Annotated in this window: 10 protein-coding genes; 5 read left to right on the forward strand and 5 right to left on the reverse strand. The window is 57.5% G+C overall.

What is annotated here, in order from left to right; translation table 11 throughout:
- Positions 1 to 10 precede the first annotated feature (10 nt).
- The 3 genes from rsmG to mioC all read right to left on the reverse strand — a co-directional run bounded on the left by rsmG (position 11) and on the right by mioC (position 3,506).
- The gene (rsmG, locus tag ACY8FN_RS03375) at positions 11 to 637 is read right to left on the reverse strand and encodes a 16S rRNA (guanine(527)-N(7))-methyltransferase RsmG (protein WP_463099227.1); all 627 of its coding nucleotides are present in this window, start codon (positions 635 to 637) and stop codon (positions 11 to 13) included.
- Between the two features lie 21 nt (positions 638 to 658).
- Positions 659 to 2,548 carry a tRNA uridine-5-carboxymethylaminomethyl(34) synthesis enzyme MnmG gene (gene mnmG / locus ACY8FN_RS03380; RefSeq protein WP_463099228.1) on the reverse strand — a complete coding sequence of 630 codons (1,890 nt, stop codon included), beginning with the start codon at positions 2,546 to 2,548 and terminating at the stop codon, positions 659 to 661.
- Positions 2,549 to 3,056: 508 nt separating this feature from the next.
- On the reverse strand, positions 3,057 to 3,506 hold the full coding sequence (gene mioC, locus ACY8FN_RS03385; protein WP_463099229.1) for an FMN-binding protein MioC: 450 nt from the start codon (positions 3,504 to 3,506) through the stop codon (positions 3,057 to 3,059).
- A 396-nt stretch (positions 3,507 to 3,902) separates the two neighbouring features.
- On the opposite strand from mioC, the gene ACY8FN_RS03390 reads away from it, so the two are divergent.
- The 5 genes from ACY8FN_RS03390 to fhuB all read left to right on the forward strand — a co-directional run bounded on the left by ACY8FN_RS03390 (position 3,903) and on the right by fhuB (position 11,433).
- Positions 3,903 to 5,999, forward strand: coding sequence for a TonB-dependent siderophore receptor (locus ACY8FN_RS03390; protein ID WP_463099230.1), 2,097 nt, complete (start codon positions 3,903 to 3,905; stop codon positions 5,997 to 5,999).
- Positions 6,000 to 6,078: 79 nt separating this feature from the next.
- On the forward strand, positions 6,079 to 7,725 hold the full coding sequence (locus ACY8FN_RS03395) for a multidrug ABC transporter permease/ATP-binding protein (RefSeq protein WP_463099231.1): 1,647 nt from the start codon (positions 6,079 to 6,081) through the stop codon (positions 7,723 to 7,725).
- Between the two features lie 46 nt (positions 7,726 to 7,771).
- A complete protein-coding gene (locus ACY8FN_RS03400; RefSeq protein WP_463099232.1) occupies positions 7,772 to 8,536 on the forward strand; it encodes an ATP-binding cassette domain-containing protein in 765 nt (254 codons plus the stop codon).
- Between the two features lie 33 nt (positions 8,537 to 8,569).
- Positions 8,570 to 9,454, forward strand: a complete 885-nt coding sequence (locus ACY8FN_RS03405; RefSeq protein ID WP_139728440.1) for an ABC transporter substrate-binding protein — start codon at positions 8,570 to 8,572, stop codon at positions 9,452 to 9,454.
- The gene (gene fhuB / locus ACY8FN_RS03410; protein ID WP_463099233.1) at positions 9,451 to 11,433 is read left to right on the forward strand and encodes a Fe(3+)-hydroxamate ABC transporter permease FhuB; all 1,983 of its coding nucleotides are present in this window, start codon (positions 9,451 to 9,453) and stop codon (positions 11,431 to 11,433) included. The genes ACY8FN_RS03405 and fhuB overlap by 4 nt, the downstream gene beginning before the upstream one ends.
- A 419-nt stretch (positions 11,434 to 11,852) precedes the next feature.
- Here fhuB and ACY8FN_RS03415 read toward each other — a convergent pair whose 3' ends face one another.
- Complete coding sequence (locus ACY8FN_RS03415; RefSeq protein WP_274453099.1) at positions 11,853 to 13,172, reverse strand: type II toxin-antitoxin system HipA family toxin; 1,320 nt, start codon at positions 13,170 to 13,172, stop codon at positions 11,853 to 11,855.
- A complete protein-coding gene (locus ACY8FN_RS03420) occupies positions 13,172 to 13,426 on the reverse strand; it encodes a helix-turn-helix domain-containing protein (RefSeq protein ID WP_274453100.1) in 255 nt (84 codons plus the stop codon). The genes ACY8FN_RS03415 and ACY8FN_RS03420 overlap by 1 nt, the downstream gene beginning before the upstream one ends.
- Positions 13,427 to 14,360: the final 934 nt, after the last annotated feature.

The raw sequence follows: 14,360 nt of genomic DNA on the forward strand, positions 1-14,360 counted from the left end.
AACTGCGACCCTATTCGGGCTGGATATGTTTGAATTCCAGCAGATGACGTTCGCCTTCCAGCTCCGGCACCCGCAACTCATGACAGGCGACCAGACGGATATTGGCAGGCAACTGAGCAAGCTCCTGCTCGGGATATTGCCCCTTGAGCGCCAGGAAGCAACCCTGCTCGGATGGCAGATGATGACACCAGCTCAACATGTCCTCCAGCGAGGCAAAGGCCCGACTCAGTACACCATCAAATCCCACGTCAGGTTGATACTCTTCAACCCGGGATTTGACTGGCGTGACATTGGTCAGACCCAGCTCCTGGATCACCTGACGGATAAAGTTGATCCGCTTACCCAGGCTGTCGAGCAACACGAACTGCTTGTCCGGATTGATGATCGCCAACGGCAAGCCTGGCAAGCCAGGGCCGGTCCCCACGTCGATGAAGCGCTCACCGTGCAAGTGGGGACTCACCACCAGGCTGTCGAGGATGTGCTTGACCAGCATGGCGTCCGGTTCACGCACCGAGGTGAGATTGTAAGCCTTGTTCCACTTGTGCAGCAACTCGACTAGCTGCACCAGTTGGTTCTTTTGAGTATCAGTGATAACAATTTCGGCCTGCTTGAGCAGGCCGTTCAATCTTTCCAGCATGTTTTCCAACGGTAAGAATCCTCAGGCGGTTTTGCGCAGCAGGCCGTGTTTTTTCAGGTGAACCAGCAGAATGGAGATGGCCGCCGGGGTAATGCCGGAGATCCGCGAGGCCTGACCAATGGTCTGTGGCTTGGTATCGCTGAGCTTGGCTTTCACCTCGTTGGAGAGGCCGTTCACCTGGTGATAGTCCATATCCTGCGGCAGCAGGGTGTTCTCGTTACGTAGCTGCTTGGCTACTTCATCATGCTGACGCTCGATGTAACCTGCATATTTTATCTGGATTTCAACTTGTTCTGCGGCGGCATGATCGGTCACCGAGGGGCCAACCCCTTCGATGGCCATCAGCGCATCATAGGTCACCTCGGGGCGACGCAGCAGCTCTTCCAGACTCTGTTCACGGCTTAGCGGGGTAGTAACCAGTGCATTCACCGCCGCCAGTGACGGGTGTTGCGGGTGGATCCAGGTCGATCGCAGACGCTGACGTTCCAGCTCAACCTGTTCCATCTTGGTGTTGAATTTGCTCCAGCGCTCATCATCCACCAGACCCAGTTCGCGACCGACGGTAGTCAAACGGACATCCGCGTTATCTTCCCGCAGCAGCAGGCGATATTCGGCGCGGCTGGTGAACATGCGGTAAGGCTCGCGGGTACCCAGGGTGGAGAGATCGTCCATCATCACCCCCATGTAGGCCTGATCCCGGCGGGGATGCCAAGGATCCTTGTCCTGGGCACGCAATGCGGCATTCAAGCCAGCCATCAGACCTTGCGCAGCAGCCTCTTCGTAACCGGTGGTGCCGTTGATCTGGCCCGCGAAGAACAGGTTTGGAATGCACTTGCTCTCCATGTTGGCCTTGAGATCCCGCGGATCGAAGAAATCATATTCGATCGCGTAGCCAGGACGAGTGATGTGAGCATTTTCAAAACCACGAACGGAGCGAATGATCTGCACCTGCACATCAAACGGCAGGCTAGTGGAGACCCCGTTCGGATAGAGTTCGTGAGTGGTCAGCCCTTCTGGCTCAACGAAAATCTGGTGTGCCGTCTTGTCGGCAAAACGGGTGATCTTGTCCTCGATCGACGGGCAGTAGCGTGGGCCGATCCCCTCGATCACCCCGGCGTACATCGGGCTGCGATCCAGGTTGTTGCGGATCACCTCGTGGGTACGCTCGTTGGTGTGGGTAACGTAGCAGGGCACCTGACGTGGGTGCTGGTTGGCATTACCGATAAACGAGAAGACCGGACGAGGATCATCGCCATGCTGGGCCTGCATCAGCGAGAAATCAACGCTGCGGGCATCGATCCGCGGTGGTGTACCGGTTTTAAGGCGATCGATGCGCAGCGGCAGTTCACGCAAGCGTTGAGCCAGCGCGATCGAGGGAGGATCCCCGGCACGACCACCCTTGTAATTTTGCATCCCGATGTGGATCAAACCGTTCAGGAAGGTGCCTACCGTCAGTACGACTGTCTTGCCGCTGATGCGGATCCCGCTTTGGGTCACCACACCAGCCACACGATCCCCGTCCATGATCAGATCATCGCAGGCTTGCTGGAAGATCTTCAGGTTCGGATAGTTCTCCAGCATATCCCGGACAACCGCCTTGTAGAGCAGACGATCCGCTTGAGCGCGGGTAGCTCGTACTGCTGGCCCCTTGGAGGAGTTGAGAGTACGGAACTGGATCCCGGCAAGATCGGTGGCACGCGCCATGATCCCGCCGAGTGCGTCAACTTCCCTGACCAGGTGTCCCTTGCCGATCCCGCCGATCGCCGGATTACAGGACATATGCCCCAGCGTATCGATATTGTGGGTCAGCAGCAGGGTATTCATGCCCATTCGGGCTGCCGCTGTTGCTGCTTCGGTTCCTGCATGACCGCCACCGACGACGATCACATCAAATTGTTCATGGTATTGCATTGGGATCACCTTGATCTGCACGCCTGAAGATCATTATTTGCCTGGGCTAAAGGGCGAAACATTCTATCTGTTTCGCGCCCTGAGGGGAACGTCTACTTAACGTTCAGTAAGAAGGGAGGATCCGGTAATTAGATCTTAAGGATCTTTAGATCGATCTTTTATTGGATCTACTATTAGGATCCACCCTTTCTGTTGATAAGCGCTTTTTGATCATAAAGATCATTAATTTAAGAGCGATCCTAGCTTGTGGAAAAGCTTGGATCCTGGCTCGGTGAACAGGGGGATAACCAGCACTTTTATACACAGGGCAGTTGGCCGTTGGATCTCATACATGGATAACTATAGGTTTTGCAGAGGTTTACACTGTAGTTATGCACAATCACCCTGGGCGTTGTGGGTAACCATGTAGAACAACTCATTCGGATCAATCTGTTAATAACCCAGTGGATAGTTGATCTGGGGATAAGTGGGAAGATCAAGTATTTTTTCAGGATCTTCCACCCCTTGATCAGGCGATCATCGCCATCCAGTCGCTGATCCACTCTTCGGCGGCATCTTCCGGGATCTCGTGCTGGGTCACATCGATATCGAGCCGCTCGCCGATCCGGCTGGCACCACACTCGGCCAGTAGCTGATCCAGCGTTTTGCCACCCTGGCAAAAGGTGTCATAACTGCTGTCTCCCAGAGCGATCACGCCATATTTCAGTGAGTTAAGATCCGGATGCTGCTCGGCAAGATCCTTGGCGAAGGGTTGCAGATTGTCGGGAACATCGCCGGCACCGTGGGTAGAGGTGACCACCAGCAGGATGGATCCCGCATCATCCAGTACCTCGGCAAGCTTGGCCGGGTTGTGGATCCGGGTCTGGTGGCCAGCCTGTTCCAGCAGGTTGGCGACGTGGTCTGCGACATATTCGGCGGCGCCCAGCATGGAGCCGACGACGATATTGAGTTTGGCCATGGAATGGATCCTGATTTCAGACAAAGAAACGCAAAGCCGGATTCTACCGCCAAAGGGTGTGGATAAATATGGATAAAGCTTGGGGATAATGGATCCACCTAGATCATCGCGCTGGCGCCTGGGTGACGATCTTTTTTCTGCTTCTTTATGTTTCTCTTCATTTTCTTCTCCGCGAATGGCTCTCCTGATGACACCCATCCCCCGTAAAATTCTGCCAACGATGCAGTTAGATAACAATGCAGATGCAAATGATTAGCAATTATTGAATCGATTCGATCACGGCTCCTGTAGTAGGATTGCGCTGCTTTATTCGCCCATGGAACAGGGATATGTCGTTAAAAACGACCAAAAATAACAATTAAAAAAACATAACTCATTGATAAACGAGACTTTAATATGATTGCGCAAAAATACACTACAGGACCCGGCAAGAAGGGCGCCTTCGGCGTGCTTTCACTCTCCGGTTTGCTCGTATCCCTGCCGTTGATGGCCGAACAGGCCGCCGCAGAGCTGCCCAAAGCCAGCGAAACTATGGTGGTGACCGGTACCGCCATGAAGGTGGAAGTGCCGATGGCCGAGACGCCTCGCGCCGTCTCCGTGGTTAACCGGGAGGAGCTGGATCAGCACGCCGTGTTGCAGCTGGATGAAGCGATTCGCTACCGTTCCGGCGTATTGACCAGCCTCTATGGTTCCGACAACAACACCGATTGGTTCAAGGTGCGTGGCTTTGATGCCGCCTCTTATCTGGATGGCAACCGGCTGTTTGGCACCGGCTATTACGTCTGGACGCCGGAACCGTTCGGTCTGGAGAGTGTGGAAGTGCTGAAGGGGCCAGCCTCGATCCTTTACGGTGAGGCGCCTCCGGGCGGGGTGATCAATGCCATCAGCAAGCGACCGACCGCCACACCGCAAGGGCTGGTAGATCTCCAGCTTGGCAGCCGGGATCACCGTCAGGTCGGGGTGGATGTCTCTGACGCGCTCTCCGACAGCAGCCGCTACCGCATGGTGGCTCTTTATAAAGAACGTGATGGGGTGCTCACCGGCACCTACAACGATCGGGTTTATCTGGCGCCCAGCGTCACCTTCGATCTTTCGGATCGTACCAGCCTGACCCTGCTGGCCAGCTTGTTGCACGACGAAGGGATACCGACCAACGGCTTCTTCCCGGTCTATGGCACCCTGAATACTTCGGGTGGCCAGATTGATCCCTCCACCAACCTGAGCCAACCGGATTACGATCGCAACCGCAACACCCAGTTCTCCACCGGTTATGAGCTGGCCCACCAGCTCAACCAGACCTGGGAGTTCAAGCAGAACGTCCGCTTCAACTATAACGATCTGCTGCTGCGCCAGACCTATATCTTCCCGACCTATGAAGGCACAACCGCCAGTCGTGGCCTGGTTTACCGCGATGGCAATACCAAGAGTGCCACCATGGATAACCAGATGGTGGGCTACTGGAACACCGACAGCACCGAGCAGACCTTGTTGCTGGGGGTGGATCTGCAGCGTCACGTCAATGAAGGGGTCGAGGCCGACAACTACGGCATGGGCTCCATCAATACCATGAACCCGGATTACAGCGGCTTCCCCGGTTTTGACGAGTCCACGGCTACCCACCAGAAGAGCACCAAGGGTCAGAGCGGTCTCTATGCCCAGCACCAGATCCGCTGGGACGATCGCTGGTTGCTGACTGCCGGTGGCCGTTTCGACTATGTTGAGACCCACAACACCAATACCAGCAAGGACGAGCGCCAGTACGATCACGAGCTCTCCCTCTCGGGCAGCCTGATGTATCTGGCCGACAACGGCCTCTCTCCCTACTTTGCCTATGCCGAGTCGTTCGAGGTGCTGCCGGGGATCGATCCCAATACCAAGAGTTCCTACAAGCCGCTCAAGGGCAAGCTCTACGAGACCGGCGTGAAGTATGTGCCAGCCTTCCTCGACGGTTACATCAATCTGGCGCTATTCGATCTGGCCCAGACCAACTCGCTGGTCTCTACCGGTTCCGGCCAGCAGACCCAGGCGGGTGAAGTGACCTCTCAGGGGATCGAGCTGGAGGGGAGCGTGCAGGTTACCGATGCGCTGCGTCTGACCGCTGCTTATACCTACACTGATGCCAAAACCAACGACACCGGCAGTGGCGATCGCCGTGCCAGTCTGATCCCGCGCCATATCGCCTCCTTCTGGGGCAACTACAAGGTGCAGCAAGGGGTGGCCTCGGGTCTGGAGCTGGGTACCGGCGTGCGTTATGTCGGCTCCAGCGTGGGTATCGGCGCCATAAATGCAGACTACACCCCCATCTACGGCTCTGCCGAGGTGCCGGCCCATATGGTCTGGGATACGATGATCGGGTATGACTTTGCCAAGAACTGGCGTGCCCAGCTTAACGTCAACAACCTGCTGGGTGAAACCTACGTGGCCAGTTGTGACTACTACTGCTACTACGGCGAGCCGCGCAGCGTAGTGGGCAGCATCAACTACCGCTGGTAATTGAAGAAGGGCGGGAACCTGGTTCCCGCCCTTCTTTTCACCTGCAGTTGTTCTGATCTCTCTGAAATACCGGTCTGTTATGGAACTTTTGTCTCTGGTTTATCGCCAATATCGTTGGCCCTTTATCGCCATTACCCTGCTCAGTCTGCTCAGTGCCGTCAGCGGGATTGGCGTCATTGCCTTTATCAATCAATCTCTTATCGAATCCATCAGCGATCCGCTGCCGATCCTCGGCCAGCTGGCTGGCCTGATTGTGCTGCTACTGATGATCACTCTCGGATCTCAGTTGGCCCTGACCACCCTCGGTCACCATTTTGTCTATCGGTTGCGTGGCCGTCTGCTCAAGCAGCTGCTGGATACCGATGTCGCCCGCATCCGCCAGATTGGTCAGGGGCCGCTGCTGGCCTCCCTCTCCAGCGATATCGGCCAGATCACCATCGCTTTCGTGCGCCTGCCGGAGTTGGTGCAGGGGCTGGTGCTCACACTGGGCTCTTCCCTCTACCTCGGCTGGCTCTCTCTGGCCCTGCTTGGGGTGACCGCGCTCTGGGTCACTGTCACCATGGTGGTGGGCTGGTTGCTGGTCAATCGGGTCTACCGTCACCTCTCTCATATGCGTCAGGCCGAAGATCGGCTCTATCAGAACTATCAGGCCATCATCGCCGGCAGCAAGGAGCTGGCGCTCAACCGCGAGCGGGCTCACTTCGTTTACCACCAGCTCTATGAGCAGAATGCCTGTGACTACCGCCAGCAGATCATCCGCGCCGACACCTATCACCTGAGCGCGGTGAACTGGTCGAATATCATGATGCTGGGGGCTATCGGTCTGGTCTTCTTTCTGGCCAACGGCCTTGGCTGGGCCAACACCAATGTGGCCGCCACCTTCGCCCTGACCCTGCTGTTCCTGCGCACCCCGCTGTTGCAGGGGATTGGCGCCCTGCCGACCCTGCTTGCCGCTCAGGTGGCGTTCGACAAGATCGCCGCCCTCAATCTGGCCGAGCCGGATGCGGACTTCCCGCTGCCGCCCGCCATCCGCCACTGGCAGCGTATCGAGCTGGAGCAGGTGAGTTTTCACTATCAGGGGGAGGGTGGCTTTGCCGTTGGCCCCATCGATCTGGTCATCGAAAAGGGGGAGCAGATCTTCATCATCGGTGGCAATGGATCCGGCAAGTCGACGCTGGCCATGCTGCTGACCGGCCTTTACCAGCCGGTATTGGGCCGGATCCTGCTGGATGGTGAGCCGATCACCGATCGCAATGGCTATCTGGCGCTCTTCTCCGCCATCTTTACCGACTATCACCTGTTCCAGCACCTGCTGGGGCCGGAACCCAAGGATGAGCTGGTGGCCGAGTGGCTGGAGCGGTTGCAGATGGGCAGCAAGCTCACCATCGAGGATGGCTTTATCGCCGATATCGAGCTCTCTCAAGGGCAGCGCAAGCGGGTCACTCTGCTGCTGGCGCTGGCCGAGCAGCGCGAGGTGATGCTGTTTGACGAGTGGGCCGCGGATCAGGATCCCCAGTTCCGCCGCATCTTCTATCAGGTGCTGTTGCCGCGCCTCAAGGAGATGGGCAAGACGGTGATCGCCATTAGCCACGACGATCACTACTTCCCGCTGGCCGATCGCTTGCTGGAGATGCGTCAGGGCCAGCTCAGCGAACTGACCGGTGCGCGCCGTGCCGCAGTGAGCCGTGATGCGATCGCCCATCTGGATTGCGAGGTGCCGGCTTGATGCTGGCACTGATGAGACTGGCGGCAAGCCAGCACAGGAATTGCTTATGTTCGAGATGAAATCAGCCAGCTTCACGGTCAATGATCGCATGCTGCTGCACCCCACTGACCTGCGTTTTGAGCAGGGACAGGTCTATGGCCTCATCGGCCACAATGGTTCGGGCAAATCGACCCTGCTCAAGTTGCTGGCCCGCCAGCAACCACTCAGCGACGGCGAGATCCTGTTCGATGGCAAGCAGCTGCTCGACTGGGGCAACCGGGAGTTTGCACGTCAGGTGGCCTATCTGCCCCAGCATCTGCCGAGCGCCGAGAATCTGCTTGGGCGGGAGCTGGTGGAGATGGGCCGCTATCCCTGGCGCGGCCTGCTGGGCCGGATGAGTGCGGAGGATCACCGTCAGGTCGCTCGGGCCATCGCCCTTACCCATACCGAACGCTTTGCCGATCGGCTGGTGGATACCCTTTCCGGCGGCGAGCGTGGCCGGGTCTGGCTGGCGATGCTGCTGGCGCAGGAGAGCCGCTTCATCCTGCTGGACGAGCCGCTGGCCGCGCTGGATGTGGCCCATCAGGTGGAGGTGCTGACCCTGGTCAGGCAGCTCAGCCGTCAGCTCAACCTCGGAGTCATCATCGTAATTCACGACATCAATATGGCCTCCCGCTTCTGCGATCGGCTGGTGGCGCTTCACTCAGGCCGCCTGCTCACCCACGGCGAACCGGAGGGGATCATGACCAGCGAGACCCTGCATGCCATCTATGGCATCCCGATGGAGGTCATTCGCCACCCGGCCTATGACCACGCCATCGCCATCGTCTGACCGGGGGCATCCTTGAACCTTTTATTGAAGAAGATGGCGCCCTGCCTTATCAGCCTGCTGCTGCCACTTGTGGCGCAGGCCGACACATCCCCGATCGCTTCTGCGCCGCCACCCCGTATCGCCACCGTCGACTGGACCATAGCCGAAACCCTGCTGGCGCTCGGGGTGACACCGCTGGCAGTGGGGGATGCAGGCCCCTATCAGGCATGGGTCGGCGAGCCACTGCTACCCGCCGGGGTGGTAGATATCGGCCTGCGCACCCAGCCCAACCGCGAGCTGCTGGCGGAGCTCAAACCCGATCTCATTCTCATCTCGCCGCTGGCGGCCCCGCTGGTGCCAACCCTTTCCCGCATCGCGCCGGTGAGCACCATCGCCCTCTATGATGGGCAAACCGATCTGTGGCAGCGGCTGCACGAGGTGACCCTGACCCTCGCCCGTATGGTGGGCAAAACCGCTGAGGGCGAACGGCTGCTGGCCGAGCTGGATCAGGAACTGGCCAGTATGAAGGCCGGATTGCCTGCGGATCTGCCGCCCCTGCTGGTGGTGCAGTTTATCGATGAGCGCCATGTGCGAGTGTTTGGTCGCCACAGCCTGTTCGATGCGGTGATGACGCGGCTCGGGCTGCGTAATGGCTGGCAGGAGCAAACCAATGACTGGGGTTTCTCGGTGGTCAGCATCGAGCAGTTCATGACCTTGCCAACCGCGCGGCTGGTGGTGGTCGATCCCATTCCGGTCGGGGTGAGCGAACGGCTGCAGGAGCCTGGGCTGTGGCAGCATCTGCCGCTGGTACGGCAGGCGCCCGTGCTGCATCTGCCTGCGGTCTGGAGTTTTGGCGGCATACTTGCCGCCCGCCGTTTCGCCGGTCTGCTCAGCGATGCATTGCTGCAAGATGCCGAGCGTATGGAGGCTAGCCGATGAAGCGACTGCTCACATCGCCGCTGCTGCGGCCGGTCTCGATCCTGCTGGGATTGACCCTCTTGCTCGCGTATTGGGAGCTGGCTCGCCAGCTGCCCGTTGCGCTCTGGTGGCAGAGCCTGTTCGCCCCCAATCTGGATGACGTCAGCCAAGCAGTGGTGCATTTCAGCTGGCTGCCCCGCTTGGCTGTCACCCTGCTGGCCGGCGCTGCACTCGGGCTGGCGGGCACCCTGATGCAGCAGGTGCTGCGCAACCCGCTCGCGTCACCGACCACCTTGGGGGTGGCCTCCGGTGCCCAACTGGCGTTGATGATGGTGACCCTGTTTGCCCCCTCCTGGTTGCTGTTGGGGCGGGAGTGGATCGCCATGGCCGGTGGCAGCCTCGCGATGGCACTGGTGTTTGCCCTGGCCTGGCGTCGCCAGCTCAATCCGGTGGTCATCGTCTTTGCCGGGCTGGTGATCAACCTCTATCTGGCGGCCATCAGCATGGGGCTCTTGCTGTTCTTTCAGGAGGAGCTGAAAGGCTTGCTGGTGTGGGGCAGTGGCTCGCTAGTGCAGAACAGCTGGAGCGGGGTGAGTTACCTGTTACCCCGCCTGCTGGCAGCAGGTGTGCTGGCCGTTGTGCTGGTGCGCCCGCTGGCGGTGCTGGAGCTGGATGATGCCAGCGCCCGCAGTCTGGGAGTCTCCCTGCAGCATCTGCGTTTTGCCGGACTGGGGCTGGCGGTGTTTGTCACCGCTTGCGTGGTGAGCGTGGTTGGGCTGATCGGCTTTATCGGGCTGGCAGCGCCCGCCATGGTGCGGCTGCTCGGGATCCGCCAGCTTGGCCTGCGGCTGCTGTGGGCACCGATCCTCGGCGCCCTGCTGCTGGCGGCGACCGATCTGTTGCTGCAGAGCCTGAGCCGCTTCTGGTCGGTATTGATCCCCACCGGTGCCATGACCGCCCTGCTGGGGGCGCCGCTGCTGCTCTGGTTGATCCCGCGCCTTGGCATCAAGTCGGGTACGCCGAAGGCAAACGCCGGCCTGCTGGTGGCCCGCCATCCGGCACCGACTCGCCTTATCGGCCTGTTGCTGGTCGGGCTGCTGCTGGCCGTGGTCGCATCCCTGCTGGTTGGGCAGGGAATGACGGGCTGGAGCTGGCCGAGCTGGCACCGCTGGCAGGCCCAACTGGAGTGGCGGCTGCCGCGCACTCTGGCTGCGGGGGCGGCTGGCGTGCTGCTGGCGCTGGCGGGCACCCTGTTGCAGCGGGTCAGCAACAACCCTATGGCGAGCCCGGAGTTGCTGGGGGTGAGCGGCGGCACCTTTATGGGGGTGATAGCCACGGCGCTGCTACTGCCTGCATTGCCCCTGTCGCTGATGCTGGCCGGTGGCCTGCTCGGTGCTTTTGGTTGCCTGTTGCTGCTGGTGGTGGTCAATCGCAAGCACGGCTTCCAGCCGGAGCGGATCTTGCTCTCCGGCATCGCAATCACGGCACTGTTTGAGCCGCTGCAGGCCATCGCGCTGGCCAACGGCGACATGCGGGTGCAGCAACTGCTCTCCTGGATGTCCGGTTCCACCTACTACGTCACCTTGCCGGTGGCCTATGGGCTGGTGGGGCTGGCGCTGTTGATGCTGGCTGCCTGCCAGCTTATCAGCCGCTGGCTCGATCTGCTGCCGATGGGGAGTGCAATGGCGACTGCGCTGGGTATTCGCCTCAACCATGCCCAGCTCGCCATCCTGCTGCTGGTGGCCGTGCTTACTGCCAGTGCCACCCTGGTGGTGGGGCCGCTCTCGTTCGTCGGTCTGTTGGCACCACACATGGCCAAACTGATGGGGCTGGTGCGGGCACGCTGGCACCTGCTCGGGGCCGCAGCTTCCGGCGCCCTGTTGATGGTATCGGCGGACTGGGTTGGCCAGCAGATCCTCTTCCCGCAGGAGGTACCGATCGGTCTGGTCTCCACCTTGTTAGGGGGCGCTTACTTCATGAGGTGTCTGCGCCGCCTCTAGGTTTATGGATGAAAATCGCACAAAAAAAACCCGGGACGAACCCGGGTTTTGACTGTCTGCTGTACTGACTTATTTGCCGATGCAGAATGTAAATAATCTATTATCTTCAACATGTTAGTGACTTTTCGGGGGCCACTTGGGGTAAAAGTAACTAAAACAGCATATTGAGAGGCCGCTCACAGGTTTCTGCTATCGTGCTGCGTTCCCACATAGTCCATTCTCGATCGTGCAGCCTTCCCATATGAATCAATACGAGGCCACCACACGCAGTCAAAACCTCTTTTTAGGTGAGTTTTGAACATATTTTGAACCGACTATAGCATCGCTTGGTGCCTGGAAAGCCGCTTTTACTCTTCGAACTGTGCAAGCTTCCCATCGGTGGTTTGGCTAACCGTGCAATCACCCCACATACCGCCAATTTAATCCCAGCCTTTTATCAGCCTAGCAGAGCGGGCTTTTAGGCCCTCTAGAATGGAGCTGCTGATGGCATCGGGGAAGCCTGCTGGCAATTGCTGGGTAACGCGTTCAATAACATCATCAACGGAGTTGGCCAGTTCTGTCAGGATCTCTTCCATAGCAGAACGCTCAAATCCCACAGCTTTCGCCGTTTGGAAGAAATGGCGCGGGAATATCTGCTCAATGGCGTACTTCTTTCCCTTGCTGCTTGCTAGGCCCATAGCGAGCTTGGCGTCCCTTCGGTTGAGGCCTCGGCCGCCAAACACTGGATAGACAGATAGGATGTCGTAAAAAGGGGTCAGGCGAAAACGCCCTTCCGGTTCAATAAAGACCGAGAAGTTCTTTGCATGGCCATCGGTGGCCGCCAGCAGCCAGAACAGGACCTGAGATTTCATGAACAGGTAGCGATCCTGTTCTGGTGTCGCAGAGCCCAGCAAGGTTTTCATGATGTCAGTGATCCCCGGTCCTCCATGGCTCTCGTATTTCCGTGCTGACGGAACATTCAATACCTGACAGAAATCTTCTTGGGGAAGGCGCATGATCCAACTGCGATCTGTAGCGTAACGTCTGTCGAAGCGTTCCACCGCAAGTGCTTTGACCTGGCCAACCTGCATCATGAAGCAGTGAGGTACGGGTAGACTAAACTCCTTGGCAATCAGAGTGCAGATGTATTCGTTTTCTACGCTCTGGGAGAGGTCTATCGAGTAGGAGTGGCTTTCAATCTTGCCGATAGGGAGTTTAATAATGTGGGTTGTCGGCGTTGCGTTGAGTGGCAAGTACCAGCGGCCATCGAGATAGAGCAGCGCAGTCTTTTCTTGCGCCCCGGCGATAGAGATCCGGAACTCCTCTTGCTCCCTGACCATCCCCAAAGGGATTCCTGATTTGTAGCTGGTCAGGATCTGCTCGAGCTCGTCATCGGAAAGTGCCTTGTAGTCGATTCGCCTGACATCTGGAACATCGTGCCCTTCGGTAACCAGCTGTAATGCCCCTACGCTATCCTGGCCAATGCAACTGAGCAGATCGAAGGGCTGGGTTGATACCGCTTGATAGCGTGCTACAACCCTGTTCCTCACCTCCGTATTATCTGGCAGCAGGTTGTCGAAGAAGTTATAGGCTTCATCGCCCCGGTAGGCCTGATGACGCAATGGCATGGAGAGTGAGATGGGACGGCTGCCCGGTTGTGCTAGCCATGACCCATGGTACTGAAACTGATGGGCGCCGCTGGTAGTTTTGGTGAATGTGCCCACCCGATAGCCGTTCATGTAGACAGCCAGATTGGCCATTACCACTCCTCCTTCCAGCTCGATGCCGGACTATCGGATGACTCATTGCGGGGTTTGATATCCACTGACAATTCGAGTGCTGCGAGGATCTTGAACAGGGTTTCCAGCTTGGTGGACTCAGGGTTGAGCTCGAAGCTGGAGACAGTGTCTTGCCTAATCCCCACTTTCTCGGCCACTTTGCCTTGAGAGAGCTTTTGAGAAAGTCTGGCATCCTTGATACAGGCGCTCAGTTGCTTGGCGCTGGTTACTTTCATGATTCAACAACCTGGTAGCGTGCCTTCTTCCAATTTACACGCTATGGCAGGTATATCAATATTTACCTGTTATAGAGGGTAAGTATCATTTACACGCCATAGGCGGTATTTAACATTTATCCCCTATAGCGGGTAAGAGAACAGCAGACGGGGAGATTACCCAACCAGTTGAGACCTTGCTCTGCAAACGTCAATAGTTGGTTACTTTAGCTCTGAGCGATCAGGCCGCAGATTATCTTGAGTTCGATAATAAGGTCATCGTGCACTAACGCGTTGCGCAGGCCAATGAGCTTGCGCAGAGTGTCAGAGGGGATAGCCATGCGGCCCGAGAAGGTGGACCTATTAAGAAATTGAATCGGCCTTGGAGCGTGGGGCCAAAAGAACCTAGCGTCATCACCAGTAAGGTGGCTGGGAGAGGACATAAACTAGGGCTACGCGTTGATTATTGCAGTTCAAGTCAGAACTGAAAAGGTACATATCCGAGCATATGTACTAATTTTGGGCTGAAAAATCATACATCTTACTCACTCAAACCATGGGGTAAAGAACTGCCGCGCTACGCTTGGCTGCTGGCTTGTTCGGCGAGTCGAAAAGATGACTCACCTCAAAGCCCAGCTTCTGTAGATTTCCTCCTTTGGCATCCCATTCAGCAGATCAGGAATGGTGAGCAACGTCGCTTAAATACTCAAATACAACTCAAAATCGACTTTGTGATGACGGATCACATTTAAAGTTTGTGCTGTCAGATCAAAGGCTATCGAAAGGTTGTGTTTCGAGCGTCATGTAGTGGTTCTAAAAAGGTATACCCCATAAAAACCACTCAATATCCTCTCGAAAACAATATTGAAACCACTTATATTGAACCAACAATTCAGAACCTGTCGTTTTCAGAAGACGGCTGCACTGAACGTCAGAAGCCGACTGCACTATAGCA

The sequence above is a fragment of the Aeromonas sp. 160P genome (genome assembly GCF_055193095.1).